Source organism: Sphingomonas sp., from assembly GCF_050725575.1.
GTDB lineage: Bacteria > Pseudomonadota > Alphaproteobacteria > Sphingomonadales > Sphingomonadaceae > Sphingomonas.
The window spans coordinates 1-26,818 of record NZ_JBOHHW010000066.1 but is presented as its reverse complement, the minus strand read 5'-3'; the positions used below and the strand labels follow the sequence as shown (position 1 = coordinate 26,818).

General features: G+C 65.7%; 26 protein-coding genes. 12 read left to right on the top strand and 14 right to left on the bottom strand.

Annotated elements, in window-relative coordinates; all coding sequences use genetic code 11:
- The 4 genes from ACRECS_RS25400 to ACRECS_RS25385 all read right to left on the bottom strand — a co-directional run.
- On the bottom strand, positions 1–2,397 hold a 2,397-nt coding region (locus tag ACRECS_RS25400; RefSeq protein WP_431585759.1), incomplete at its 3' end, for an AAA family ATPase.
- A gap of 47 nt (positions 2,398–2,444) precedes the next feature.
- A complete protein-coding gene (locus ACRECS_RS25395; protein ID WP_431585758.1) occupies positions 2,445–3,185 on the bottom strand; it encodes a thioredoxin domain-containing protein in 741 nt (246 codons plus the stop codon).
- 53 nt (positions 3,186–3,238) lie between these two features.
- Positions 3,239–3,931 (bottom strand): DsbA family protein, encoded by a 693-nt coding sequence (locus ACRECS_RS25390; RefSeq protein ID WP_431585757.1) that lies wholly within the window; start codon positions 3,929–3,931, stop codon positions 3,239–3,241.
- On the bottom strand, positions 3,928–4,494 hold the full coding sequence (locus ACRECS_RS25385; RefSeq protein WP_431585761.1) for a DUF721 domain-containing protein: 567 nt from the start codon (positions 4,492–4,494) through the stop codon (positions 3,928–3,930). Before ACRECS_RS25385 ends, ACRECS_RS25390 begins: the two co-directional genes overlap by 4 nt.
- A gap of 14 nt (positions 4,495–4,508) precedes the next feature.
- Between ACRECS_RS25385 and mutY the strand changes: the two genes are divergently transcribed.
- From mutY to nudC, 3 genes are read left to right on the top strand one after another with little or no spacing between them, the layout of a single operon-like run.
- Positions 4,509–5,564 (top strand): A/G-specific adenine glycosylase, encoded by a 1,056-nt coding sequence (gene mutY, locus ACRECS_RS25380; RefSeq protein ID WP_431585756.1) that lies wholly within the window; start codon positions 4,509–4,511, stop codon positions 5,562–5,564.
- On the top strand, positions 5,561–6,910 hold the full coding sequence (locus ACRECS_RS25375) for a serine hydrolase domain-containing protein (RefSeq protein ID WP_431585755.1): 1,350 nt from the start codon (positions 5,561–5,563) through the stop codon (positions 6,908–6,910). The genes mutY and ACRECS_RS25375 overlap by 4 nt, the downstream gene beginning before the upstream one ends.
- A gap of 20 nt (positions 6,911–6,930) precedes the next feature.
- Positions 6,931–7,770, top strand: a complete 840-nt coding sequence (nudC, locus tag ACRECS_RS25370; RefSeq protein WP_431585754.1) for an NAD(+) diphosphatase — start codon at positions 6,931–6,933, stop codon at positions 7,768–7,770.
- Between the two features lie 29 nt (positions 7,771–7,799).
- On the opposite strand, the gene ACRECS_RS25365 is transcribed toward nudC, so the two are convergent.
- Positions 7,800–8,690 carry a prephenate dehydratase gene (locus tag ACRECS_RS25365; RefSeq protein WP_431585753.1) on the bottom strand — a complete coding sequence of 297 codons (891 nt, stop codon included), beginning with the start codon at positions 8,688–8,690 and terminating at the stop codon, positions 7,800–7,802.
- Between the two features lie 116 nt (positions 8,691–8,806).
- Here ACRECS_RS25365 and ACRECS_RS25360 point away from each other — a divergent pair, with 116 nt between their 5' ends.
- Entirely contained in the window at positions 8,807–9,484 is a 678-nt protein-coding gene (locus tag ACRECS_RS25360; RefSeq protein ID WP_431585752.1) for a c-type cytochrome, read from the top strand.
- Positions 9,485–9,562: 78 nt separating this feature from the next.
- The gene (locus ACRECS_RS25355) at positions 9,563–9,880 is read left to right on the top strand and encodes a cupin (RefSeq protein WP_431585751.1); all 318 of its coding nucleotides are present in this window, start codon (positions 9,563–9,565) and stop codon (positions 9,878–9,880) included.
- A gap of 81 nt (positions 9,881–9,961) precedes the next feature.
- On the opposite strand, the gene ACRECS_RS25350 is transcribed toward ACRECS_RS25355, so the two are convergent.
- The gene (locus ACRECS_RS25350) at positions 9,962–10,873 is read right to left on the bottom strand and encodes an MBL fold metallo-hydrolase (protein ID WP_431585750.1); all 912 of its coding nucleotides are present in this window, start codon (positions 10,871–10,873) and stop codon (positions 9,962–9,964) included.
- Positions 10,874–11,159: 286 nt separating this feature from the next.
- On the opposite strand from ACRECS_RS25350, the gene ACRECS_RS25345 reads away from it, so the two are divergent.
- Positions 11,160–12,113: an alpha/beta fold hydrolase gene (locus ACRECS_RS25345; protein WP_431585749.1), complete on the top strand. Its 954-nt coding sequence runs from the start codon at positions 11,160–11,162 to the stop codon at positions 12,111–12,113.
- Between the two features lie 382 nt (positions 12,114–12,495).
- Here the strand turns inward: ACRECS_RS25345 and ACRECS_RS25340 are convergent, their stop codons facing one another.
- Both ACRECS_RS25340 and ACRECS_RS25335 read right to left on the bottom strand, forming a co-directional pair.
- Positions 12,496–13,380: an LOG family protein gene (locus tag ACRECS_RS25340; protein ID WP_431585748.1), complete on the bottom strand. Its 885-nt coding sequence runs from the start codon at positions 13,378–13,380 to the stop codon at positions 12,496–12,498.
- Positions 13,381–13,631: 251 nt separating this feature from the next.
- Positions 13,632–14,297, bottom strand: coding sequence for an extensin family protein (locus ACRECS_RS25335; protein ID WP_431585747.1), 666 nt, complete (start codon positions 14,295–14,297; stop codon positions 13,632–13,634).
- Between the two features lie 163 nt (positions 14,298–14,460).
- Here ACRECS_RS25335 and ACRECS_RS25330 point away from each other — a divergent pair, with 163 nt between their 5' ends.
- From ACRECS_RS25330 to ACRECS_RS25315, 4 genes are all read left to right on the top strand, one after another.
- Positions 14,461–15,594, top strand: coding sequence for a phosphoserine transaminase (locus ACRECS_RS25330; RefSeq protein ID WP_431585746.1), 1,134 nt, complete (start codon positions 14,461–14,463; stop codon positions 15,592–15,594).
- Between the two features lie 115 nt (positions 15,595–15,709).
- On the top strand, positions 15,710–17,287 hold the full coding sequence (gene serA / locus ACRECS_RS25325; RefSeq protein ID WP_431585745.1) for a phosphoglycerate dehydrogenase: 1,578 nt from the start codon (positions 15,710–15,712) through the stop codon (positions 17,285–17,287).
- A 58-nt stretch (positions 17,288–17,345) separates the two neighbouring features.
- Positions 17,346–18,452 carry an ATP phosphoribosyltransferase regulatory subunit gene (locus ACRECS_RS25320; protein WP_431585744.1) on the top strand — a complete coding sequence of 369 codons (1,107 nt, stop codon included), beginning with the start codon at positions 17,346–17,348 and terminating at the stop codon, positions 18,450–18,452.
- Positions 18,453–18,461: 9 nt separating this feature from the next.
- A complete protein-coding gene (locus ACRECS_RS25315) occupies positions 18,462–19,751 on the top strand; it encodes an adenylosuccinate synthase (protein ID WP_431585743.1) in 1,290 nt (429 codons plus the stop codon).
- A 44-nt stretch (positions 19,752–19,795) separates the two neighbouring features.
- Here the strand turns inward: ACRECS_RS25315 and ACRECS_RS25310 are convergent, their stop codons facing one another.
- The 3 genes from ACRECS_RS25310 to ACRECS_RS25300 form a co-directional block, all read right to left on the bottom strand.
- Positions 19,796–20,005 (bottom strand): hypothetical protein, encoded by a 210-nt coding sequence (locus tag ACRECS_RS25310; protein WP_431585742.1) that lies wholly within the window; start codon positions 20,003–20,005, stop codon positions 19,796–19,798.
- Between the two features lie 170 nt (positions 20,006–20,175).
- Entirely contained in the window at positions 20,176–20,844 is a 669-nt protein-coding gene (locus tag ACRECS_RS25305; protein ID WP_431585760.1) for an energy transducer TonB, read from the bottom strand.
- A 75-nt stretch (positions 20,845–20,919) separates the two neighbouring features.
- On the bottom strand, positions 20,920–23,019 hold the full coding sequence (locus ACRECS_RS25300; protein ID WP_431585741.1) for a TonB-dependent receptor domain-containing protein: 2,100 nt from the start codon (positions 23,017–23,019) through the stop codon (positions 20,920–20,922).
- Positions 23,020–23,143: 124 nt separating this feature from the next.
- Between ACRECS_RS25300 and ACRECS_RS25295 the strand changes: the two genes are divergently transcribed.
- Entirely contained in the window at positions 23,144–23,941 is a 798-nt protein-coding gene (locus ACRECS_RS25295; protein ID WP_431585740.1) for a DUF4198 domain-containing protein, read from the top strand.
- 30 nt (positions 23,942–23,971) lie between these two features.
- Positions 23,972–24,487: a hypothetical protein gene (locus ACRECS_RS25290; protein WP_431585739.1), complete on the top strand. Its 516-nt coding sequence runs from the start codon at positions 23,972–23,974 to the stop codon at positions 24,485–24,487.
- 42 nt (positions 24,488–24,529) lie between these two features.
- On the opposite strand, the gene aroC is transcribed toward ACRECS_RS25290, so the two are convergent.
- The 3 genes from aroC to ACRECS_RS25275 all read right to left on the bottom strand — a co-directional run.
- A complete protein-coding gene (aroC, locus tag ACRECS_RS25285) occupies positions 24,530–25,597 on the bottom strand; it encodes a chorismate synthase (RefSeq protein ID WP_431585738.1) in 1,068 nt (355 codons plus the stop codon).
- Positions 25,598–25,624: 27 nt separating this feature from the next.
- Positions 25,625–26,428, bottom strand: coding sequence for an enoyl-ACP reductase FabI (gene fabI, locus ACRECS_RS25280; RefSeq protein ID WP_431585737.1), 804 nt, complete (start codon positions 26,426–26,428; stop codon positions 25,625–25,627).
- The coding region (locus ACRECS_RS25275; protein ID WP_431585736.1) for a YhjD/YihY/BrkB family envelope integrity protein at positions 26,425–26,818 on the bottom strand (394 nt) is incomplete at its 5' end. The genes fabI and ACRECS_RS25275, both read right to left, overlap by 4 nt.

Genomic DNA, 26,818 nt, shown 5'->3' with positions numbered 1-26,818 from the left:
GGCCGCCAGTTCGGCGTCGCGCTTGTCCATGTCGCCAATGCGCCGCGCCGCCTCACCGGCCCGGGCGCGCCAGCCCTTGGCCTCGCCGGTGCCGCTGGCCAGCCGGTCGCGGTCCTGCGCGATGGTCCGTTCCAGCCCGGCGCGGTCGGCGCGGGCGGTCGCCACGGCGGTGCGCCGGGTTTCGGCCTCGGCCGACAGGGCTACCACCCGCTCGCGCGTCGCGCTGCCATCGGGCAGTGCCGCTTTGTCGCGCATGGCGCGGTCGAGCTCGGCCTGTGCCTCGGCCAGTTCCGCCGCAATGCGCTGCCGGCGCGAATCGAGATCGGCGCGCTGCGTCTCGATCCGTTCGAGCGCCACCGCCGCCTTGTCCTCGGCACGGCCGGCATCGCGTGCGCTGGTCTCGGCGCCCTCAAGCACGCGCCGCGCATCCGCCGCTGCCCGCCGCGCCTCAGCGATCGCGGCGTCGATCCGGTTCAGTTCGGTTTCGGCCGAATCGACCGCGCGGACCACCGCCGGGCGTGCCGTCTCGATTGCGCGCAGCCGGTTCATGCGCTCGAGCCGCTCCGCCGCCGCCGCGCCGCCCGATTTCGCGACATAGCCGTCCCAGCGCCGCAGCACGCCGGCCATCGTCACCAGCCGCTGCCCGACCGCGAGCGGCTGCCCGTCGTCGCTATCGGCGACGAGAATCTGCGCCAGCCGTCGCGCCAGCGCGGGCGGGGCGGTGACATGCTTGCCGAGCGCGACGGTGCCGGAGGGTGGCGAGGGATCGCCCGGCAGCGCCTCGGCCCCGGCCCAGAAACGCTCCGCTGCCGGATCGAGCCCGGTTTCCAGATCGTCGCCCAATGCCGCCGCCAGCGCGCGTTCATAGCCCGGATCGGCGCGCACCTGATCGAGCAGCCGTTCGCGGCCGCTCGCCCGCGTCGCCTTGGTGAGCGCGGCGGCTTCGCTGTCGAGTGCGGAGAGCTCGGCATGCGCCGCGGCGCGCGCCGATTGCGCGCGGTCGCGCTGCTCGATCGCGGAGCGTTCGCCGGCATCGGCGCGAGCAAGCGCGGTGCGGGCGGATTCGGCATGGCGCAGCGCCTGGGCGCGCGCTTCGGCGGCGCGAGTCCGCTCGGCCTGGAGCGGTGCTGCATCGCCAAGTGCGGCGGCCTCGGCGGTGACGCGCGACAGGTCGCGCTCGCTGCGCTCGGTTCGTGCGCGCGCCGCTGCCAGCGCCGCTTCGGCCACGCGTGCCTCCGCCGCTTCGCTGGCTTGTGCGGCGAGCGCCTGGGCCAGTGCGACCTCGGCATCGCGCGCGGCGCGTTCGGCCGCGGCGAGGATCGTATCAAGCTCGGGCAGGCGCGCGGTCGCTTCGGCAATGCGCGCCTCCAATGTCTTGGCTTCCTCGGCGAGTCGCGTCAGCGCTTCGGCGGCGTCACTGGCCAGCGCCCCTTCGCGGGCGCGATCTTCGATCAGCCTGGCACGGTTCTCCGCCAGGTCGGTCAGCCGCCGGTCGACCGCCATGCGTTCGGTGCGCAGGCTGGAGAGTTTGTGCCCCGCCTCGCTCGCCCGGTCGCGCGCGGCAAGCGCCGCGGCGCGCGCCGTGGCCAGTTGCGCGGTCGCTTCGGCCTGATAGGCGGCCGCCGCACGCTGTGCCTCGGATGCTTCGATGACGCGCGTTTCGGCCTGCGCCGCTTCCGCCTTGGCGGCATCCGCTGCGGCTGCCGCATCGCGCCAGCGCGCGAAGATCATCCGCGCTTCGGCGGTGCGGATCTGGTCGGAGAGCGCGCGATAGCGTTCGGCCTGGCGCGCCTGGCGCTTCAACGCGGCGGCGCGGGCGTCCTGGTCGGCGATCACTTCGTCGAGCCGGGTCAGATTGGCCTCGGTCGCGCGAAGCTTCTGTTCGGCATCCTTGCGGCGCACGTGCAGGCCGGCGATCCCGGCCGCTTCTTCCAGCATCGCGCGGCGTTCGGCCGGCTTGGCCGAGATGACCGCACTGATCCGGCCCTGGCTGACCAAAGCCGGCGAATGCGCGCCGGTTGCGGCGTCGGCGAACAGCAACGCGACGTCCTTGGCGCGCACGTCGCGCCCGTCGATGCGATAGGCTGACCCGGCGCCGCGTTCGATTCGGCGCACGATTTCGGTCTCTTCGGACCCCGCATCCTCGATCAGCAGCGAGACCTCGGCGAACTCACGCGCCGGGCGCGTGGCGGTTCCGGCGAAGATCACATCCTCCATGCCCGCGCCGCGCAGCGAACGGGCGGAGGTCTCGCCCATCGTCCAGCGCAGTGCTTCGAGCAAATTGGATTTGCCGCAGCCGTTCGGGCCGACGATCCCCGTCAGCCCGGGCTCGATGCGCAGGTCGGCGGCATCGACGAAGCTCTTGAATCCAGACAGCCTGAGCCGCTTGATCTGCACTTACGATGCCGCCCCCTGATGATGCCCCTGATGATGATCGGGCGGGATCAGGCGCCCGCGCCCTTCAGCAGTGGCTCGAGCTGCCCCCAACTCACTGCGTCGGCTTTCTGATCGTTGATCAGGAAGGTCGGCGTGCCGGTGACGGTGCCCGATGCCGCGGCATCGTCGCTCAGCTTGGCCGCCGCTTCCAGCTTGGCCTGATCATTGAGGCAGGCGCGCGCCTTGGCCTCTGGGATGCCGCGCTGCTTGACGAAGTCGATCAGGCCCATCTGCTCGGCGAGCGTGGTCGCCACTTCATTGGGTTTCATCGACGCGAACTTCGCCTGCGCTTCGGGCGAGATTTTCTGTAGCTTGTCGAGATAGCCGTTCTGATTCTGATACATTTGCTCAAGCAGCGGGAAGAAGGGCTGCGCACCGCCGCAGGTGCCGAGCAGGGCGGCGGCGAGATCGGGCGCGCCGTGAACCAGGAAGTCGCGGAATTCATAGCTGACCTTGCCGGTCGAGACGTAATTCTTGATCAGCGGCTCCATGCCCTCGCGGCCGAACTGGCCGCAGGTCGGGCAAGTGCGCGAGCCATATTCGACCAGCTTGATCGGGGCATTGGGATTGCCCAGGCGATAGCCGCCTTCCGGGGTCTGCGCCGACGTTTCGGCCCAATTCTGCCCGGCGGGCGCCGGGACGGCGGCGACCGGTGCGGCCGGCGCGCTGCTGTTTCCGGTGCTGTTGCTGCCGCCGCAACCAGCGAGAGCGATCAGGGGCAGGACGGCAATTGCGAGACGGAACTTCATGGTCGGCACACTCCAGGGAAAATCACGAGAACATCTTTATCACGATAGCCGGGTCAGCGCGCGCCCGCTGCCTGCAGAACCTTGTCCAGCGCGGCCCAGTCGGCATGTGGATAAGGCTTGCCGTTGACGACGAAGCTCGGCGTGCCGCCATCATCCGGCGCGGCGGCGCGGATCGCGGCCCAGGCCGCGTCGGCCATCACGGCGACCTTGAGCGTCTCCGCCTCATTGCCGAAACAGGCATCGAGCGCTGCGTCGCTCAGCCCCTTGGCGCGACCGATATCGGTCAGCCCGGCTCCGTCGGCGAGCGCGCGCAGCTTGGCATTTTCCGGATAGAGCCCCATCCGGCTGGCATTGACGCGCTCGAACTGCATCCCGCGCACCAGCCAGTCCTCCTGGCTCGCGAACATCGCATCGGTGGTCGCGAAAAAGCCGACAGGGCCGGTGCAGCGCGCGATAATCGTCGCGGCCATGTCGAGCTTGTCGCGGACCGCATGGCGCAATTCGATGCTGGTCGAGCCCGAGCGGACATATTTGCCCTTCAGCACGCTTGCGGATCCGACGGCGAAATGCGCGCAGTGCGGGCAAGTATAGCTGAGATATTCGATCAGCTTCACCTTCGCCTTCGGATTGCCGACGATGAACGCGCCGCTGCTCGTCTGCGTCACGGTTTTCGACCAGTCGCGCGGGGCGGGGGCCGCGCTGATCAGCAACGGGGCCAGCAATAAGGCGATAATCCAGCGAATCACTCGTCTCCACTCCCCTTGACTGGGCTTCCCACGATCGGCGGTCCCTTGGTCGCGGCGACGCCCGCCGCCAATGCTTCGAGCACGGCCTTCAATTCCGGATCGGCGATGGTGCGCAGGCTCGCGCCAAGCTCGACCGGGATCGGCTTCAGCGAGGGCGGCGCGGCACGCGGGCGTGGTGCCGGCACATCGCCCTGGCGCATCTGCACCCGCGCGATCGCGGCATAGCCGAAGAAGCGATTGACCCGTTCGATGATCTCCGGCGCGATATGCTGCATCATCGTGCCATGCGCGCCGCGCACCACCAGGTTAAGCGTGCCCTCGGATCTTTTGCCCTGCGGGAAGCGGATCGATTCGGGCGCGGACACCCCGGCATAGCGCGCGCCGACGATCTCGGCCCAGCGGCTGACCACCGCGCTCTGCACGAAGCCGAAGCGGCGAAACGCGGCACGGCCGGCGTCCGGCAGCAGCTCGGATACCGCACGCGCGCGACCGCCGCGTGCCGTCGGACTCGGGGATTGTTTGTCTGGGGCAGGAACGCCGCGTTTGCTCATTGCGCCACTCATGCCATAGCGACGCGGTGCCCGCAAAGCCCCGATCCATCCAAGCGCCGCTCATTTCGGCACCACTGCTTTTCTGGTATGATGCCCATGCCCGCGACCTGCCCTGGCGTGCGCCGCCGGGGGCGCCGCCGGCCGACCCCTACCGGGTGTGGCTGTCGGAGATCATGCTGCAGCAGACGACCGTCGCGACGGTGCGCCCGAAGTTCGAGCAGTTCACCGCGCGCTGGCCCGATTTCGCCAGCCTGGCCGCCGCCGATGAGACCGAACTGATGACCGCCTGGGCCGGCCTTGGCTATTATGCCCGCGCACGCAATCTGGTCGCGTGCGCGCGCGTCGTGGTCGAACGGCACGGCGGCGCCTTCCCCGGCAATGAAGATGCGTTGCGTGCGCTGCCCGGCATCGGCGCCTATACCGCCGCCGCCATCGCCAGCATTGCCTTTGGCGAACGCGCCGTGGTGGTCGACGGCAATGTCGAGCGCGTCGTGTCGCGCCTGTTCGCGATCGAGGAGCCGTTGCCGGGCGCACGCGCCGCGATCCGCACCGCGACCGATTCGATCACGCCCGACCTGCGCGCGGGCGATTTCGCCCAGGCGATGATGGACCTGGGATCGTCGATTTGCACGCCGCGCAACCCGAAATGCCTGATCTGCCCGCTCAGCGATCAATGCGTGGCATTCCGACAGGGTGAACCCGACGCCTATCCGGTCAAGCCGGCCAAAGCGGTCAGGCCGCAACGCTTCGGCACGATCTTCTGGGCGGAGCGGGACGGCAAGGTGCTGCTGGTGCGCCGTCCGCCGCGCGGCCTGCTTGGCGGGATGCGCGCGCTGCCTACCGGCCCGTGGTCGGAATCGTCTCCCGGGCTTGCCGATCCACCGCTCGCCGCCGACTGGCGCATGCTCGACACGCGCGTCGTCCATGTCTTCACGCATTTTCGGCTCCAACTCTCCCTTGCGGTCGCGCGCGTGCGGGAGCATTCGAACGCTGGCGAATGGTGGCCGGTGGCGGATATCGAGTCGGCGGGTCTGCCGACGGTGTTCGCCAAAGCGGCGGCCGAGATCAGGAGAGCGACATGAAGGCTGTGCGGTACATGGTTTCGGCGGGCGCCCTGGCGCTGCTCACGGCAGGCGCGGTTTTCGCCAGCGAGGCGGCACCCCAGGCCCAATCCCGGCCGCAGGCAAAGGCCGCCGCACCCGCGCTGAGCACCGTTCCATCCGCGCTGCCCACCACTCAGGCACTGCTCAACGGCTATGTCACCGACAACAAGATGCCCGGCATCGTCGGTGCGTTCGGTTATGGCAATCAACCGACGATCTTCCTCAGCGCGGGCAAGATCGCCGACGATGCAACGGCGGCCAAGGCGGGTCCCGACAGCCTGTGGCGCGTCTTTTCGATGACCAAGCCGATCACCGGCATGGCGGCGATGCTGCTGATCGAGGACGGCAAGATATCGCTCGACCAGCCGGTGTCGGATTTCATTCCTGCGTTCAAGAACATGAAGGTGCTGATCGGCGCCGACAGTCTCGACAGCCGCCCGGCGACGCGCCCGATCACGATCCGCCACCTGCTTACCCACACGGCGGGCCTGGGCTACAACATCATCACCAAGGGGCCGCTCCTGGCCGAATATAACCGGCTCGGCATCAACCCCGCGCAGGTCACGGCCCAGCTTGAGGTCGAATCGCGGAAAGTCCGGCCCACGACGCTTGAGGAATTCGCCAACCGTGTCGCGAGCGTGCCGCTGATCACCGATCCGGGTACGACATGGAGCTATTCGATCGGCCTCGATGTGATGGGCCGGGTGATCGAGGTTGCCAGCGGCATGAGCTTTGACGGGTTCGTCCAGAAACGGATCTTCGCCCCGCTCAAGATGACCTCAAGCTACTGGACCGTGCCACAGAGCGAAGTGGGGCGCTTTGCCAGCAACTATGTCATCATGGGCAAAGATCGCCTGCCCTTCGATCCGGCCGCCACCTCGGCTTGGCTCAAGCCGCCGAGCTTCCCTTATGGCGGGGCCGGGCTGGTCATGTCGGCGCGCGACTATGACCGCTTCCTGCACATGCTGCAGAATTACGGCGAGCTCGACGGGGTGCGGGTGATGAAGCCCGAGACCGCCAGGCTCGGCATGTCGAACCTTATGCCGGCGGGTGTCTTCTTCACGGGCGTCGCCGCCTCGACCGGTGGGACGCCCCAACCGATGGGCTTCGGTGCTGGCGGATCGGTGGCGATCGCCGATATGCCGAACGGACCGGCCAAGGGCAGCTATGGCTGGGGCGGGGCGGCCGGCACGGTCGCGTTCGTCGATCCGGTGCACAAGGCGCGCGGGACGGTGATGGTCAATTATTTCCCGGGCGAGAAATGGCCGCTGCGCACTGAAGTGCTCGGCGCCTTCAAGGCCGATCTGGAGCATAAACACCAGTGATACCTGGATTTACCGGCGGCATGCTCGACCGTGCCGACCGCATTCGCCATGATCCTGAAGCGTTTGCGGCGGCGACCGGCGACTGGCGCGCGAAGCTGCTGAAGCTCGAGAATTTCGAGCCCGAGCTGGATGCGGAGGGCCAGCTTGGTTGGACCAGCCTGGCCGATGCGCCCGAGGATGCCGAACTGGTGTTGCTCGGGCTGGACAGCGGCAAGCCGCATTTCGCTGCCTTCACGCCGGGCATGCGTGCGCCGGCCGGGCGATCGATGCGGCTGTTCGGTCTGCTTGACCGGTTCGCGCCGGGCGAGGCGGCGACCTATGCTGCGGCGCGCAGCGTGCTCGACTGGCATTCGCGTCATCAATTCTGCGCCAATTGCGGCACGCAGACCGCCATGTTCCGCGCCGGCTGGGGCCGCAACTGCCCCAATTGCCAAGCCGAACATTTCCCGCGCGTCGATCCGGTGGTGATCATGATCGCCGAGCATGACGGCCGCGCGCTGCTCGGACGCCAGCCGGCCTGGCCGGCCGGGCGCTATTCGGCGCTGGCGGGGTTCCTCGAACCCGGCGAATCGATCGAGGAAGCGGTCGCGCGCGAGATCATGGAGGAAGCGGGCGTGCGCGTATCCGGCGTGCGCTACATCGCCAGCCAGCCCTGGCCGTTTCCCTCGTCGCTGATGATGGCCTGTGTCGGCATGGCGGAGGACGACACGATCACGCTCGACACCAATGAGCTGGAGGACGCGATCTGGGTCCCGCGCGAAGAAGTGCAGCGCGTGCTGGCGGGGGGCGAAGGCTCGTTCCTGGCGCCGCCGCCCTATGCGATCGCGCATACGCTGCTGACCGCCTGGGCAAAGGGCTGATCCTCCCCGTACCGGGGAGGGGGACCGAATCAGTCTCGCGTCCTGGCCATGCGATAGGTCCCCAGCAGCCGCATCCATTTCGAATGGAAGCCCAATTCCTCAAGCGCGCGGTCGATCGCCGGGTCGCCGGGCTTGCCGACGATATCGGCATAGAATTCCGTCGCCGCAAACGTGCCGCCGCGCTGATAGCTTTCCAGCTTGGTCATGTTGACGCCGTTGGTCGCGAAGCCGCCCATCGCCTTGTACAGCGCGGCCGGGATGTTCTTCACTTCGAAGATCAGCGTTGTCATCCACGGACCGTCGCCGAGTGGCTCATGCCCCGCGCGCGCCAGCACCACGAAGCGCGTCGTGTTGTGATCGGCATCGGCCAGGCCATTGGCGAGCAGGTTGAGATTGTAGATCGCCGCCGCGCCCGGTGGGGCGAGGGCTGCGACCTTCGGGTCGTTCATTTCGGCGATGACCGCCGCGGCGCCGGCCGTATCGGGATAGGCGATGGCGGTGATGCCATGTTCGCGCAGCCAGTGGCGGCACTGGCCGAGCGCCTGGGGATGACTCATCGCTTCACGCACGTCTTCGCGCGTGCCGACCCCCATCAGGGCATATTTGATGCCGAGGAAATGTTCGCCGGTGATCACCAGACCCGATTCGGGCAGCAGGAAATGCATGTCGGCGACGCGGCCATGCAGCGAATTCTCGATCGGGATGATCGCGCAATCGGCCCGGCCTTCGCGCACGGCGTCGATCGCATCGGCGAAATCGAAACAGGGCAAGGGCAGGCAGTCGGGAAAGGCTTCCATCGCGGCGACATGCGAATTCGCCCCGGGCGCGCCCTGAAACGCGACGGCGCGCTCCGGCTCGGCGGCGGCGGCTTGCGTCATCTGCGCGACGATCGGGCGGGCGGGGGCAGCAAAATTTTCCATCGACCGCGCGCTTAGGGGCATGACAACGCCGCCACAAGCGCGGCTTGCGGTGTGAGCAACGCGAATCTAAAGGATGCCAACTTTCCGGCCTATGACAGGACAGGGGCAGAGGCGTAATGGACAACAGGACGAACACGATCGCGGGCTGGGTGCTGGGGGCGTGCGGTGTAGCGCTCGGGCTCGGGATCGTCGGCGGCATGGTGTACCATAGCGGTGCGCCCGAAAAGCCGGGCTTCCCGATTGAGGGTGCAGAGGCCGAGGGTGGTGGCGGCGCTGCCGAAGTGCCGATCGCAACGCTGCTTGCGACCGCCGATCCGGCCAAGGGCGCGGACGTCTTCAAGAAGTGCACCGCTTGCCACACCATCACTCAGGGTGGCGCGAACGGCATTGGCCCGAATCTCTATGCCACGCTGGGCGAGGGCATTGCCGAGGGCAAGGCCGGTTTCGCTTTCTCCGACGCGCTGAAATCGCATGGCGGCAAATGGGGCTTTGACGAAATGAACGCCTGGCTGACCAGCCCGCGCAAATTCGCCAGCGGCACCAAGATGACCTTTGCCGGCCTCGGCAATGCCCAGGACCGGGCGAATGTGATCGCCTATCTCAACCAGCAGGGATCGAACCTACCGCTTCCGGCAGCGCCGGCGGCCGGCGCACCTGCGGCGGCTGACGGCAAAGCGGATGCCAAGGCGGATGCGAAGGCAGAAGGCAACACGACTGCCGCCGCCGAACCGGCCAAGGGCGCGGCACCGGCCCCAACAGCACCGGCTCCGGCGCCGGCCGCGACCGCGCATTGATCGAACAGCCTCTCCTTCGGGAGAGGCGGGCGCCGCCACAAACCCGGCGGCTGCCCCTGCTCATGGCGGAGCTCTGAAATGCCGACGATCGTCAACGACGTCATCGATTTCAGGCCCGACCGGGCATGGGGTGCGCGCGATCTGATGGAGATCGACGGCGTCACCGTTCGGCTGCATTGGACCGACCAGCCATATAAATGGCACACCAATGACGGGGCCGAGGCCTTTGTCGTGCTCAGCGGCCAGGTCGATATGTTCTACCGGCTCGACGGGGAGGAGCATTGCGTGCGCCTCTCTCCCACCGACATGTTCCTGGCCGACATCGGCGACGAGCATGTCGCGCACCCGGTCGGCGCGGCGCACATCCTCGTCGTGGAACGCAAGGGCTCGGTTTAGCCTGGTTGTGCGGACACGTATCGCTGCTATCGTACGATAGGTGTCCGCACCGCCCGGCGCGGCCCTAACCGCAACAAGCGGTCAATAGTCCCAGAAGGCCGCGACCCAACGAAAGCGGTCGCCATTGACCGCCACCCGGCCGACGGATGGGAACGGCATGTGGGTGGCCACCAGCAACTCGCCGGTCGCTGCCGCCTCCCGCAAAAGACGGACTCGAACACGGACCGCCTCGTCGGGGTCATGTTCAAAGCCGTTGTGCCAGTCGGGATGGTCGAAGGCGACCGGGAACAGGGCGTCGCCGGCGAAGGTCAGCCGGTCGCCGCCGGAGGTCACGCGGACCACGCTGTGTCCCGGCGTGTGGCCGCCGGTGCGCTGGGCGACGACCCCCGGGGCCACCTCATACTCCTCCTCGAACGTCTGCAGCTTGTTGTGGTATTCGTCCAGGAACTGCTTTGCGGTCGACCGAAGCACGTCTGGCACCGGCGACGGCATTTCGGTGTGGGAGAAATCGGGCGAGGCCCAGAAATCGACCTCGGCAGCGGCGACATGGATCCGCAGATCCGGACGTAGCCGGCTCTTCACCTCGTCACCGAGCAGCCCGCCGACATGGTCCATGTGCATATGGGTCAGGACCACGTCGGTCACGGCCGCCAGGTCGATGCCGGCTGCCTCCAGCCGCTGGGCGAACTGCCCGGCACGCGGAAAATCGGGGAACTGCCCGCCCAGTCCCGCGTCGACGAGGATGGTCTGCTCGCCGCTACGCACCACGATGACGTTCAGCGCCCAATCGAATGCGTCCTGTGGCAGGAACATGTCCTTGAGCCAGGCCGAGCGCTCGGCCGGGTCGGCATTGGTCGACATCGTCTCGGTTGGCAAAGGCAGCACGCCATCGCTGACCACCAGCACGTCAATCTCGCCGACCCGCAGCGCATAGCGCGACGGCACCAGCTCGCCGGCCCCCGTCTTGCCGGGATGTGAGGCTAATAGGTTCATGTTTTGTCTCCTGCTGACGCCGCTTTGCACGGCATCGACAAGGCTAGGTTGGGGCGTATTCGCGGTCGATTGGGGTCGAGGGATAGGGCGCGCCATACTGCGGTATAGGTCCCGCCATTCAGGCTGCGAGCCGTCGGATAACGGCGCCGATGCTGGCAACAGCGCCGCGGCAACGGTCTTTTCGCTGGCGTGTATTCTCGATTCGCGACCTGTTCTTCGGGGGTATGTCGCCCATCCCTGCATATGTGGCAGCAGGACGGTCTCTTCCCACCGCCAAGGCCTCATGATGCGCAAAGCTCTTCTCGCCGCCGCCGTTGCGACCATAGGTGTCGTCGGCCTGTCCGGCGCCGCCGCGGCTCTGCCGTCCGGCCCCATCGCGACACCGCAACCTTCCATCCGGGATGGAAAGGTCGACGTGAACGGCGTCCGGTATCATTATCTGATCGCCAGCGGGCGTGGAGAGCCGATCGTCCTGCTCCATGGCTGGGGCGAAACATCCTATATGTGGCGTTATGTCATACCGGTGCTCGTCGCGCGGGGGCACACGGTGATCGCGCCCGATCTTCGCGGGCTGGGCGATACCGCCCGGCCGGCCATGGGATATGAAAAAGCGAATATCGCGCGCGACATCCATGGGTTGGTCGCTGCGCTGGGCCTGGGGCCGCGCGTCACAATCGCGGGGCACGACATGGGCGGCATGGTCGCTTATGCCTATGCCGCGCAATATCGCGATCAGGTATCGCGGCTCGTCGTCATGGACGTGCCGCTCCCCGGAATAGACCCGTGGAAGGACATAGCGGCGACGCCCCGAACCTGGCATTTTCGCTTCTTCAACGTGCGCGACCTGCCCGAGATGCTGATCACTGGTCAGGAAGGCGAATTCATCCGCTGGCTTCGCAGTGTCGAGGCGGTCAATACCAGCGCCCTGACCGCGGAGTCGGAGGCGTATTATGCGGCGTCCTATGCGCAGCCCGGCGCACTGCGCGGCGGATTCGAATATTATCGTGCTTTTGCCCGGGATGAGATCGACAACCGCGCTTTCGCACTGCAGCCCCTGAAGATTCCCGTGCTGGGTCTTGGCGCATCGGGAGGGCTGGGAGGAACGATCGGGATCCTGCTGCGCAACGTGGCGCGCGACGTGAAGACGGTCGTCATTGAAGATTCGGGCCATTGGATCGCGGAGGAACAGCCGCAGCAGGTCATCGCGGCGCTCACCGACTTCATCCCCGCTCCGAACTGAACCGCAGTCGATATCGGCTGGACTTGTTCCGGTCTTGTGTTGCAAGACACCCACGAAATCATATTAAGTATATGATATATAATGATTTATACTGGAATCAGGCCCAAGCGGCGACGAAGAAGATATGACACATTAGGTGTCCCATATCTCCCGTCGTTCGTCGCTACGGCCTTGTCGCCGGCGCGATTCAACCATCATACGGGATCGGGCATGGCATTGCTGCCGGACTTGGACTGGCGCGCTCTTTCTTAATGTGGGGAAAACAGCATTGCGACAGCGCGTCACGCGTCGGCCACGATGGATAAGCCATCGTGACCTCTTGGCTGCTGGCCGAACGCCTGAATCCGCTTTGCCTCAGGCGTTACGGTGATCGGGTTTGGACCTAGTCGAGCACCACGCCGCTTTCGGGACGCGCACGGTAGAAATCGCGCACGACCTGCCAGCCTTCCTCGGCCGTCTCGACGAACTTGAAGATGTTCATGTCGCGCGGCGAGACGACGCCTTCCTCGACCAGCGCTTCGAAATTGACCACCCGGTTCCAGAAGTCGCGGCCATAGAGCAGCACCGGAATCGGAGCGATCTTGCCGGTCTGGATCAGGGTCAGCAGCTCGAACAATTCGTCGAACGTGCCGAACCCGCCCGGAAAGGCCGCGAGCGCGCGGGCGTGAAGCAGGAAATGCATCTTCCTGAGCGCGAAATAGTGAAACTGGACGCTCAGGCTTGGGGTCACATAGGGGTTTGGCGCCTGCTCATGCGGCAGGACGATGTTGAGGCCGATCGATTCCTGGCCGACATCGGCGGCACCGCGATTGGCCGCTTCCATGATCGACGGGCCGCCGCCCGAGCAGACCACGAAATGGCGCTTGCCCTCGGTGTCACGCGGGAACTGGCTGACCTTCGCGGCGAGTTCGCGCGCGACGTCATAATATTTCGACTTGGCGATCAGGCTGTCAGCGATGCGGATCGCCTCTTCACCCTCAGCAAGGTCGCGCAGTGCCTGGGCCTTGGCCGGTTCGGGAATGCGGGCGGAGCCATAGAAGACGAAGGTCGAGGCGATATTGGCCTCGTCCAGCACGAGCTGAGTCTTGAGCAGCTCAAGCTGGAAACGGACCGGGCGAAGATCCTCGCGCAGCAGGAAATCGAGATCCTGAAAGGCGAGCTTGTAGGCCGGGTTTTCAGTTTGCGGGGTGCTGATGCCGGTCTTGGCGGTTTCGGCATCCTGGCGAGCGCGCGGAAAGACCCGCGACGGAACATGTGTATCACTCATCCCGGCCCTTTAGAGCAAAGTGGCCGGCGTTTGAAGCGTTTGGTGGTAGACGGTGCCGGCCAGTGTTGAGATGCCATCGGGTGCAGGATGCCCCGGCATCCTGCAGATCAGGCCGGGGGCATGATCGACCCGACGGCAGAACAACGCTCCCCTCCCGGCCACCCTTTCAGGATACGCTGTGGGTGGCCGGGAGGGGGGAGCGGGCCGGCACCGTCTATAAAATTCGCTCTTTCGCGAATTTTCAAACGACCTCACCGGCAGAAGCTGGCGTGATCGTCCTCCAGGTGCAGATGGTTGTAATGCGCTGCGTTATAGTCCGGGCTGAGCACCGTGCCGAGCCGCTTGCAGGCGGAGGCGCGAACCGTGCGTAGGAACGCCTGCACGTTACGATCTTCCGATCGCCAGCTATGCTCGATGCTGATGCGCCGCCCATCACGCAGTACAAAGGCCGAGATATCGACCGCATTGGCGGTGGCGTGCCCGGACAGCCGGTTGCCACTGCCGGCACTGCCGACGATCTTGCGGCAGGCATAGGTACCATAGGTTTCGATCCGCACCAGATCGCTGCCGAGCATCTGCCGTGCGGCGGGCGCGACGCCGTTGCGCGCCCAGCCGGTAAAGGCGCGGGCAAGGCCGCAGCGCATGCCCTTTATGCCTGTCACCGGCACGCCGATATCGATCAGCTGCACCGTGCCGACCATGGTGCAGCCGCCACCGAAATCGCGATCGGGCAGGGGGGTGAACTGGATATTGTCGCGCGCCAGATCGGCATAGCAGGCGCGGGTTTCGCGCGAGGTCGGGGCCTCTACCCGCGCCGGCTTTGCACTGCGGCGCGGCGCCGGGCGATTATCGTCGCCACCGCCGAACAGGCAGCCGGAAAGCAACAAGGGCACAAGCAGAATAAGCGCGCGGTTCACCGGGTCCGGAATAACGCCCGCGCAGTAAAGGTCCAGCGGCCGACCAGGGCCTTGTCGTTGTGCGGTGCGGAAAGTCCGATTGACACCCGGCGCCATATCGCTAGGGCCGTCGACGGGCCACGCGGTCCCAACGCCGCGCGTGCTCTCTGTAAGGAGAGACTAAATGACTGACCTACCCGCGCCTCCGGCGCATCTGCCTGCGCGTCCCTATTTTTCCTCGGGACCCTGCGCCAAACCTCCCGGCTGGACTGCGGCCAATCTCGCCACTGACTCGCTTGGTCGCTCGCATCGCTCGAAAATCGGCAAGACCCGGCTGCAATATTGCATCGACCTGATGCGTGAGCTGCTTAAGCTCCCCGACACCCACCGAATCGGCATCGTCCCCGGTTCCGACACCGGCGCGTTCGAAATGGCGATGTGGACCATGCTCGGCGCCAAGCCAGTCACCGCGCTGGCCTGGGAAAGCTTTGGCGAGGGCTGGGTGACCGATGCGGTCAAGCAGCTCGGGCTCGACCCGACGATCGTGCGCGCCGATTATGGCCAGCTGCCTGATCTCGGCCAGGTCGACTGGTCGAACGACGTGCTGTTCACCTGGAACGGCACCACCTCGGGCGTGCGCGTGCCGAATGGCGACTGGATCGCGGACGACCGCACTGGCCTGAGCTTTGCCGACGCGACCAGCGCGGTGTTCGCTTATGACATTCCGTGGGACAGGATCGATGTCGCGACCTTCTCGTGGCAGAAGGTGTTGGGCGGCGAAGGCGGGCACGGCGTCCTGATCCTCGGCCCGCGCGCAGTCGAGCGGCTTGAGGCTTACACCCCGAAATGGCCGCTGCCCAAGGTCTTCCGCCTGGTGTCGAAGGGCAAGCTGACCGAAGGCGTATTCAAGGGCGAGACGATCAACACGCCCTCGATGCTTGCGGTCGAGGACGCCATTTCGGCACTTGAATGGGCGAAATCGGTCGGCGGCGCCGACGGGCTGATCGCGCGCTCGGACGCCAATGCGGCGGCGCTCGATGCGATCGTCAGCGAGCGTTCCTGGCTCGGCCATCTCGCCGCCGATCCGGCGTCGCGGTCGAAGACCAGCGTCTGCCTGACGGTCGAGGGCGCTGACGAAGCGATGATCAAGTCGTTCGCCGGCCTGCTCGAAAAGGCCGGCGCGGCCTATGACATCGCCGGTTATCGCGATGCCCCGGCGGGCTTGCGCATCTGGTGCGGCGCGACCGTCGACACCGCCGATATCGTCGCGCTCGGCCCATGGCTCGACTGGGCCTACGCGACCGTCAAGGCCGGCTGACCACCCCTTTCAATTATACTGACCTCCGTTCGCCCTGAGCTTGTCGAAGGGTACGCGCTTAGGCTTCGACAAGCTCAGCCCGAACGGAGGTTGTTCCCAATTTCAGGAGCAAACCATGCCTAAAGTCCTCATTTCCGACCAGATGGATCCCAAAGCCGCGCAGATCTTCCGCGAACGCGGCGTCGAGGTCGACGAAATCACCGGCAAGACTCCCGAAGAGTTGATCGCGATCATCGGCGAATATGACGGCCTCGCGATCCGCAGCTCGACCAAGGTAACCAAGGCGATCCTCGCCGCGGCGAAGAACCTCAAGGTCATCGGCCGCGCCGGGATCGGTGTCGACAATGTCGATATCCCGTCCGCCTCGGCGCAGGGCGTGGTGGTCATGAACACCCCGTTCGGCAATTCCATCACCACCGCCGAACACGCGATTGCGTTGATGTTCGCGCTCGCCCGCCAACTGCCCGAGGCCGATGCCTCGACTCAGGCCGGCAAGTGGGAAAAGAACCGTTTCATGGGCGTCGAGCTGACCAGCAAGACGCTCGGCCTGATCGGCGCCGGTAATATCGGCTCGATCGTCGCCGATCGTGCACGCGGCCTGCGCATGAAGGTGGTCGCGTTCGACCCGTTCCTGACCCCGGAGCGCGCGGTCGAAATGGGTGTCGAGAAGGTCACGCTTGAGGATCTGCTCGCGCGCGCTGATTTCATTACGCTGCACACGCCGCTGACCGACCAGACCCGCAACATCCTGTCGGCGGAGAATCTCGCGAAGACCAAGCCGGGCGTGCGCATTATCAATTGCGCGCGTGGCGGGCTGATCGACGAGGCTGCGCTTAAGGCGGGACTCGATTCGGGTCATATCGGTGGCGCAGCGCTTGATGTGTTCGTGACCGAGCCGGCTAAGGAATCGCCGCTGTTCGGCACGCCCAACTTCGTGTCCACGCCGCATCTCGGCGCGTCGACCAACGAAGCGCAGGTCAATGTCGCGATCCAGGTCGCCGAACAGATGGCGGATTATCTGATGTCGGGCGGCGTCACCAACGCGCTCAACGTGCCGAGCCTGTCGGCCGAGGAAGCGCCGAAGCTGAAGCCGTATATGGCGCTGGCGGAGAAGCTCGGTTCGCTGATCGGCCAACTCGCGCACGGCGCCCTGTCGGGCATCGCGATCGAGGTCGAAGGCGCTGCGGCATCGCTCAATCAGAAGCCGATCACGTCCGCGGTCCTTGCGGGATTGATGCGGGTCCACACCGACACGGTCAACATGGTCAATGCGCCGTTCCTCGCCAAGGAGCGCGGTATCGACGTGCGCGAAGTGCGGCACGACCGCGAGGGCGATTACCACACGCTGCTGCGCGTGACGGTGAAGACCGATGCAGGCGATCGCTCGGTTGCCGGCACATTGTTTGGCGACGCCGCGCCGCGCCTGGTCGAGCTGTTCGGGATCAAGGTCGAGGCCGATCTCGCCGGCAACATGCTCTATGTCGTCAATGAGGATGCACCCGGCTTCATCGGCCGGCTCGGCTCGCTGCTCGGCGAAGCGGCGGTCAATATCGGCACCTTCCATCTCGGCCGGCGCAATGCTGGCGGCGAGGCGATCCTGCTGCTGTCGGTCGATGAGCCGGTGACGCAAGACCTGCTCGCCAAGGTGCGCGGCCTGTCGGGTGTGCGCACCGCAATGGGCCTGTCCTTCTGAAACCAACCCGCATTCCGGCTTTGCGCCGGAATGCGGGTTAGGGCAGAGGGCTTCCGACATGACTCACGCTCTTCTTCCCGAAGGTTTTCGCGACCGGTTGCCGCCGTTCGCCGATGCTGCCGCGCGTCTCGAACAGGCGATCCTTGGGGCGGCGCATGCGCATGGCTATGAGCGGGTCGATCCGGCGCTGGCCGAGTTCGAGGCGGGGCTGGCGGGCCGGCTCAAATCGGCGCGGACCCAGGATGCGGTGCGTTTCGTCGATCCGGTCAGCCAGGCGACTCTGGCGATCCGCCCCGACATGACCGCGCAGATCGGTCGCATCGCTGCGACGCGCATGGGGCATCACCCACGACCGGTACGGCTCGCTTATGCGGGGCCGGTGCTCAAGCTGCGCGCGTCGCAGCTTCGTCCGGAACGCGAGCTGCGCCAGATCGGCTGCGAGTTGATCGGCCTCGATACCATCGCCGCGGCGCGCGAGATCGTCGAGGTGGTGGTCGAGGCACTCGCTGCGGCGGGCGTTGCCGGGGTGTCGATCGATTTCACCTTGCCGGACTTGGTCGATATTCTTGCCGCCGGGCCGTTCCCGGTCGATGCGGGCCAGATCGACGCACTGCGCGACCGGCTCGATGCCAAGGATGCCGGCGGGGTCGCAGCGATCGCGCCGGCCTATCTGCCGTTGATCGAGGCGGCGGGACCGTTCGAGCCGGCGCATGAGCGGCTATGCGCGTTCGATGCCGGCGGGGCGCTGACCTCGCGGCTCGACGGTTTGTGGAATATTGCCGAAGGGCTGAAGGGCCGCGTCGCGCTGACGCTCGATCCGACCGAGCGGCACGGGTTCGAATATCAGAGCTGGCTTGGCTTCTCGATCTTCGCCGATGGCGTGCTCGGTGAAATCGGGCGCGGCGGCAGCTATACCATCATGCATGAGGACGGCGCCGAGGAAGCGGCGATCGGTTTCTCGCTTTATGCCGATGCAATCGTCGCGGCGGGGCTTGGCCCGATCGATCGCCGCCGCCTGTTCGTGCCGCTCGGCACTGATCCTGCGCTGTCCGCCGCGATGCGCGGCCAGGGCTGGGTCGCCGTCACCGCGCTCGAAGCCGACGATACGCCGGAAGCGCAACTCTGCACTCACATATTGGTCGGCACCGAAGCCCGCCCACTCTAAGGATCTACCATGGCAAATGTAGCAGTCATCGGCGCCCAATGGGGCGATGAAGGCAAGGGTAAGATTGTCGACTGGCTCGCTGAGCGCGCCGATGTCGTGGTCCGTTTCCAGGGCGGGCATAATGCCGGCCATACGTTGGTGGTCGGCGAGAAGGTCTACAAGCTGTCGCTGCTACCCTCGGGCATTGTGCGCGGCACGCCCTCGGTGATCGGCAATGGCGTGGTGCTCGACCCCTGGCATCTGAAGGCGGAAGTCGAGAAGCTGACCGCGCAGGGTGTGTCGATCTCGCCCGACACGCTGATGATCGCCGACAATTGCGCGCTGATCCTGCCGTTCCACCGCGATCTCGATTCGCTGCGTGAGGATGCCAGCGGCGCGGGCAAGATCGGCACCACGCGGCGCGGCATTGGTCCTGCCTATGAGGACAAGGTCGGCCGGCGCGCGATCCGCGTCTGTGATCTCGCGCATCTCGATGCGCTCGATGCGCAGCTCGACCGTCTCACCGCGCATCATGACGCCCTGCGCGCCGGATTCGGCGAACCGCCGATCGACCGTGCCGCGCTGGTCGAGGAGCTGCGCGCGATCGCCGATTTCGTGCTGTCCTTCGCCAAGCCGGTGTGGCGCAACCTCAACGAGGCGCGCTCGCGCGGCAAGCGCATCCTGTTCGAAGGCGCGCAGGGCGTGCTGCTCGATGTCGATCACGGCACCTATCCCTTCGTCACCTCGTCGAACACGATCGCGGGTACCGCAGCGGGCGGGTCGGGGCTTGGCCCCAGCGCGGTCGGCTTCGTACTCGGCATTGCCAAGGCCTATACGACGCGGGTCGGCTCCGGGCCGTTCCCGACCGAGCTCGAGGACGAGACCGGCGAGCGGCTAGGGCAGCGCGGACATGAATTCGGTACCGTGACCGGGCGCAAGCGCCGCTGCGGCTGGTTCGATGCGGTGCTGGTGCGGCAATCGGCGGCGGTCGGTGGCATCACCGGCATCGCGCTGACCAAGATCGACGTGCTCGACGGTTTCGACGAGGTTAAGATCTGCACCGGCTACCGGCTCGGCGACGCGGTGCTGGACTATTTCCCGGCGCACGCGGCGGACCAGGCGCAGGTCGAGCCGATCTACGAAACCATGGCCGGTTGGAGCGAGACAACGGCGGGCGCGCGCAGCTGGGCCGAGCTGCCGGCTCAAGCGATCAAATATATCCGCCGCATCGAGGAACTGATCCGCTGCCCGGTGGCGCTGGTCTCGACCAGCCCGGAACGCGAGGACACGATCCTGGTCCGCGATCCCTTCGCGGATTGAGACACCACTGGGTCCTTCGTGCCACCGCGAAGGACCAGGAAACCCTATCTCGGGGCGATGCTGTTCGGTGCCGGATTCATCGGGGTGGCGGCAGTGTTGTTCATTGGCATGTCATTGGCCATTGGCGTCTCAGCGGTCGTATTGTTCGCTATAATATTGTTGGTGGTCGATTGGCCTGGCGCGGTGGTCATGTTCGCTAGCGCGGCGGTCGACAGGCCGAGGATGGCCACACTCATCATCGTTGTAATACGCACGGTCTTGCTCCTGTTATACCCACCCGATCGGCAGGTCAGAAGAGGAACGGCCCGGAGCGCAATATTGTTCGACCCAATTGCTCGTCTTGTCGTATGATTCGAACAACTTGCCGGTGAGATAGGCGCGTTTCGGGCTATATTGGTTGCAAGAAAGGAAATTTTCGATCGCGTCAGGTAGGCAGCCGCCATTCGATCGGCACGGTAAATTCGATACGGCTGCCCGGCATGTCCTGCGGCGCCGCGGGATAGGGTGATGAGCGGGACAGCATGGCCTGCCCCTCCTCGTCGAGCGCAGCAAAGCCGGAACTGCCGATCACTTCGCCCTCAAGCAACTGCCCCCGCCGGTCGAGGACGAAGCGAACCCGAACCATGCCTTCCTCGCGCCGCATGCGCGACCGTCGTGGATAGGTTTTGTGCGCGTAGAGCCATGACCGGATTTTCGCCGCATAGCTGCGGCTGTTGCCGGTGGGCGCATCGGCGGTCAATCCATCCGCCATCCCCTTGCGCGGCGCGGGTGCCTCCGTCCGCGTTGTTGATTGGGCCGCGGTTGACGGTGCTGCTGCCACGGCAGGTTCGGGCTCTGCCGCAGGCGGAGGCGCCGCATGAGATTGTACCGCCGGCAGGACGATTGGCGGCGTAGGTGCCGGAGAGTTGACATTGACCTTTGGCAATGGAACCGGCGGAGGAACGGGAGCTTCGGGCTGCGCCACCTTCTCTCGTTCCGCCTGCTGATCCTCCTGCGCGTCTTCCGTCCCCAGGGGCACGGCCAGTGACATGATCTTCAAGGCGGGCGCTTCCTTACGTGCACGTTGCTGGCCGCTGCCGAGTTGGAACAGCATGAGCAGCAACAGGCCGTTGACCGCCAGCGAACCGGCGGCAGGCACGCTGAGGCGGAAATGCCCCCGCATCGGCGGCTAGAAGGTCTTCGCGACCGTGAACTTGACGGTCCGCCCCTCCGCCGCAAGCGAGGACAGATGGCGCCGGAACGCCGTGTCGAAGACATTGTCGGCGGCGATGCGGAATTCGAATCCTTCGGCCGATCCGCTGCGCGGCTTGAACGCGAAAAACAGGTTATGAACGCTGTAGCCCGGCGTCGGCAGGCCCGACCCAGCCGACGAGAAAACGCCGCTATTGACCTTGTCCTGCCGCTCGGCGAACTCGCCGGTCCAGCCGCCCGACAGGCCGGTCTTCGCATCGGTATAGCCGAGCGTCAGGCGATAATCATTGGCCGGGATGGTGTTCAGATATCTGCCGGTCAGCCGGTCCTTGCCGTTGATGAAGGACATGTTTCCGCGCGCGAAGAAACCGCCAATGCCATATTCCGCCTCGACCTCGACGCCGGTGAAGCGCGAGCGGCCGACATTGGTGAAATAGGGCGTACCAGCCGCGCCCGCGGCGTTGATGATCAGATCCTTCACATTGTTGCGGAACACGGTCGTCTTCAGCCGCAGCTTGTCAGTGCGCGACGCCAGGCCGTCGAATGACAGGGTAAAGCCGGCTTCGTAATTGTCGGAGGTTTCCGGGCGCAGATTGGGGTTTGACGGGCGCGTCGCGCTGCGCGTGAAGATCTCGTCGATATTGGGCATCCGCACGGTGCGCGCGACCGACCCGAACAGGCCGAACCAGTCGGTCAGCGAATAAATTGCCGCCAGCTTGGGCGAAACGCCGCTGTCCTTCACCCGCCTGGTCAGCACGGTGCCGCCGACCACCGTCGCGCCGGGCTTGAGGTCAGTCCAGTCGATCCGTGCGCCGGGGATGATCATCAGCTTGTCGGACCAAGAGATTTCCAACTGTGCGAACAGGCCATATTTGGTCATGTCGCCCTCGGGATGCGTTCCGGCACCCGGCGTCACCGTGCCGTTGAACGCGACGCGCGGATTGCGCCGCTGCTGTTCGTTGAATTGCGCGCCGACGATCAGATAGCTGGTCCAGTCGCCGCCCAGATCGACCTTGCTGGTGTTCTGGATCCGGCCCTGCCAGCCCTTGTAGGAAAAATCGGAATGCTCGAGATTGGCGCCGAGGAACGTCGTCTCGGTCTGATGCACCAGCGTGTTGGTGTAGGAAAGCTGCGCCTCGACATTGAGCAGCTTGCTGCCGTTGAAGTCGTTGACATAGCCAAGCACGCCGGTCCGGTCATGGACCCGGCGGCGCATCAGCGAACTGCCGGTCGCGGCCGAGATCTGGTCATAGACCTGCGGCCCGTCGCTGACCCAATCCTGATAGGAAGCGAAGATCGCATGCTTGCGATTGCCGCCGATCGATACGCGGCCCTTGACCAGGAAATTGTCGGATTGCGCGGAGGAGGCGGGCACGGTGTTGCCGTTGCCGTCCTTGTAATCCTGGCTGCGGCGGTAATTGTAATTGCCGAGCAGCTCGACGCCCTCGACCGGCTGGACCGCAACGATGCCCGACAAGGTGTGGCCCTCGGCATTGGTCTCGGTCGCGGCCTTGAGCCGGACTGCAAGCGGGTCGCCGTCCTTGAGAAAGTCGGAGGCGTCCTTGGTGGTGAAGTTGATCACGCCGGCCAGTGCGCCCGCACCGTAAAGCGTCGAGGAGGCCGGGCCGCGCAGCACCTCGACTCGCTTGTACAGCTCGGGCTCGCTGAAGAACGCGCCCATGCGATATTGTTCGTAGAATTTGGTCACGCCATCGACGGTGATCAGGATGCGATTGTCGGAATCGCCGATCGCCGTGCCCATCCCGCGAATGTTGAAACCCTGTCCCAGCGCACCAACGCCGCCCTGGACGTTCACGCCCGGAATCCCTTCCAGCAGATCGCCCATCGTGCTGGCCTGGGTCTGGTCGATATCGTCTTGGTCAAGCACGGTCACTGCCTGGGGCGTGTCGATTGCGACCTTTTCCGTGCCGGCGGAGATGACGAGACGGTCAAGCGAGAGCTGCGTCGTCTCCCCCTCCGCTTGCGGATTGGCGGCCGTGCTCTCCTGCGCCTGAGCCGGCATGGCCAGTGTCAGCAGTGCGATGCCCGCGAGAAGTGGCGCTTTCCTGTTCATCATCATGGGTCCCCGGATCGTCCGGGCCGTTGCTTCGGCCCCGACTGCGGCGCTCCACTACAGCGAAAATACAATATTGCAAGTGATTCGCAATATCGATATTAAGTCGGGCGAAGGGGAATCTCGCATGAAGCCGTTGACCAATTCCGTCGCTCTGGCCGCGCTGGCCATGGCAATATTGGGAGGCGCCGGCGCGGGCGCACATATGCCCTATGTCCTCCCGACAGCGTTCGATGTGGGTAAGGGAGATCATGTCACGGTTGAATCATCCTTCGCGGAGGATGCCTTTGTGCCGGAAGTGGCGATGCGCGACGCGCCGTTTCATCTGCTCGGGCCGGACGGCGCACGCGGCGATGTCGGGCCAGTCACCTATTTGCGCGACCTGTCGATCTTCGAGGCGGACCTCAAACAGGACGGCACCTACCGCATCACCACCGGGCAACGCGCGGGCCGCAAGGGCACGATGTACCGCGAGGGTGAAAAATGGGTGGTGCGCGGTGAAGGCGGTGGTGCCGTGCCGGCGGGCGCCAAGCTGGTCGAGGTGCAGAGCATGACGCTCGCCGATGCCTATGTGACGCGCGGCCGGCCGACCCAGGCAGCACTCACGCCGACCGGGGCCGCGCTGGAAATCCAGGCGGTGACTCATCCCAACAGCATCAGTGCCGGCGCCGCGGCCAGTTTCGTGCTGCTGTTCGACGGCAAGCCGCTCGCCGATGCCGATGTGACGCTGTTCCGCAGCGCCGGCGTGCATGACGGCCGCAAGGTCGCGGCGCAGACCAAAAGCGACAGTGCCGGCCGCTTCACGCTCAAGCCCGACGATGCCGGGACTTATCTGATCCTGGTGCGTCACCGCGGCGCGGCGCCAGCCGGGGCGGAAACGCCGTGGCGCAGCTACACTTACACCCTTGCCTTCGACGCGGCCTGAACCGTGCCACTTTCCACAGGAGTCACGAGAATGAGAGCAATCTTCACGGCCGCGGTGATTGCCGCCAGCGTCCTTGCCACGCCGCTTGCCGCTGCGCCGCATGACGGCAAGAGCTTCATCGCCGATTATGACACGAACGGTGATGGCCGGGTGACCCGGGCCGAATTCGATGCGGTGCGGACCACACGGTTCGCGGCCACTGACACCAACAAGGATGGCTGGGTTTCCGACGTGGAATATCTCGCCGAATATACCGCCCGGCTCGAGAACCAGCTCGCCGCGTCGGATCGCAGCGAGGAGCAAAAGACCGAGGAGCGGCAGCGCCAGATCCGCCAGGCTCATGTCCGCTTCGGCGTGCTCGACAAGGACAAGGACCAGAAGATGCAAAGGGCGGAATATGACGCCTCGGGCGCGCGGTCCTTTGCCGGCATGGACGATGACAAGGACACAGTGGTGACCGCGGCGGATGTTGCGGCGGTCAGCGCCAGACAGGCCGCCGAGGCTGCCGAGCGTGCAGCAGCCGACGGCGCTGCCGCCACTCACTGATATAGATCGAAGCGGTTCCCCGGTGCAGGCCGGGGAGCCGGCTCAGCCGCATTGCGCGCGGTGGAGCAGCTTCTGGTCGGCCAGCACCAATGCGACCATCGCCCCGACCACCGGCGCGCCGCGAATGCCGACACAGGGGTCGTGGCGGCCCTTGGTGGCGATCTCAGTCGCTTCGCCATTGCGGTCGATCGTCTCGACCGGGGTCAGGATCGAACTGGTCGGTTTGAACGCGACGCGCAGCCGTACCGGCTGGCCGGTGGCGATCCCGCCGGCAATGCCGCCGGCATGGTTGGCGAGGAATTCGGGGCCGTCCGGGCCGGGGCGCATGGCATCGGCATTCTCTTCACCGCGCAGCTTCGCCGCATCGAAGCCGTCGCCGATCTCGACGCCCTTGACCGCGTTAATGCTCATACAGGCCGACGCCAGTTCGGCATCAAGCTTGGCATAAAGCGGTGCGCCCCAGCCCGCCGGCACGCCGGCCGCTTCACACGCGATCACCGCGCCGAGCGACGATCCCGCCTTGCGCGCGCCATCGACCAGTGCCTCCCAACGTGCCGCAGCGGCGGCATCCGGGCAGAAGAACGGATTGGCATGGATCTGGTCCGCATCGAAATTGGCGGGGTCGATCGCGTCGCCGCCGATCGCCTCGACCCAGGCGCGGACCTTTACTTCGGGGATGACCAGCCGCGCGACCGCGCCAGCCGCAACCCGCGCCGCCGTCTCGCGCGCGGAGGAGCGCCCGCCGCCGCGATAATCGCGAAAGCCGTATTTCGCGTCATAGGCATAATCGGCATGGCCAGGCCGATAGGCCAGTGCGACGTTGGAATAGTCCTTCGAACGCTGATCGACGTTCTCGATCATCAGGCTGATCGGCGTGCCGGTCGTCCGGCCCTCGAACACGCCCGACAGGATGCGCACCTGGTCCGGCTCCTGGCGCTGCGTGGTGAAGCGCGAGGTACCGGGGCGGCGCTGGTCGAGGAATGGCTGGATATCCGCTTCGGACAGAGTCAGCCCCGGTGGGCAGCCATCGACCACCGCGCCAAGCGCAGGGCCGTGGGATTCGCCCCAGGTGGTGAACCGGAAGACCCGGCCGAAGGTGTTGAAGCTCATAAATCCCTCCTCCAGAAAGGGAGAGGGTTACGCCAGCGCGATATCCGGTGCGTCCTCGGCCTTCATGCCGATTACATTGTATCCGGCATCGACATGGTGCGTTTCACCGGTCACGCCGCTTGCCAGATCGCTGAGCAGATAAAGGCCGGCGCCGCCGACATCCTCGATCGTCACATTGCGCTTGAGCGGCGAGTTGAGCTCGTTCCACTTCAGGATCAGGCGGAAATCGCCGATGCCCGATGCGGCAAGCGTCTTAATCGGCCCGGCCGAAATCGCGTTGACGCGGATATTGTCGCGGCCGAGATCGACCGCGAGATATTGCACACTGGTCTCCAGCGCTGCCTTGGCCACGCCCATCACATTATAATGGGGAATGACCTTTTCCGCGCCATAATAGCTGAGCGTGAGCAGCGACCCGCCGTCCGGCATCATCGCCGCCGCGCGCTTGCACACTGCGACGAACGAATAGACCGAGATGTTCATGGTCATCAGGAAATTGTCGAGGCTGGTGTCGACATAGCCGCCGCGCAGCTCGTTCTTGTCCGAAAAGCCGATCGCATGGACGACGAAATCGATCGTCGGCCATTCCGCGGCGAGGCTTTCGAAGCATGCATCGAGGCTCGCCATGTCGGACACGTCGCAATCGAACAGCCGCGCCACGCCAAGCTGTTCGGCAAGCGGACGGACGCGCTTCTCCAGCGCCTCGCCCTGATAGCTGAACGCCAGTTCCGCCCCGGCTTCGCTCAATTTCTTGGCGATTCCCCAGGCGAGCGAGCGATCATTGGCGAGCCCCATGATCAGCCCGCGCTTGCCCTTCATCAAATCATTCACGCCGCCGTCGCCTCCTGTATGTCGCCTTGGCCGTCCTCCTCTACTCCGTCATCATCGCTTTCGGCTAGAGCCGCATTCAATTGTGCGCCGACAACAAGACCCAAACCGACGAAGAAAAAGAAGATCAGGGCGATCATCACGCCGGCAAGACTGCCATAAGTCAGGTCATAGCTGCCGAGCGAACCGAGGATCGGCGGCAGCAACGCCGTGACCAGCAGCCACCAGCCGGCGGTAAAGGCAGCGCCGGGCCATTTCGGGCATTTGCTCTCACGATACTTCCGCGGGGTGAGCGAATAGAACAGCATATAGAGCGCGATGAACAATGCGATCGCCGGCGCGATCCGGGTCAGCGAGACGATGCTCGCCGAGACCACCCGTGCGGTGCAGGAC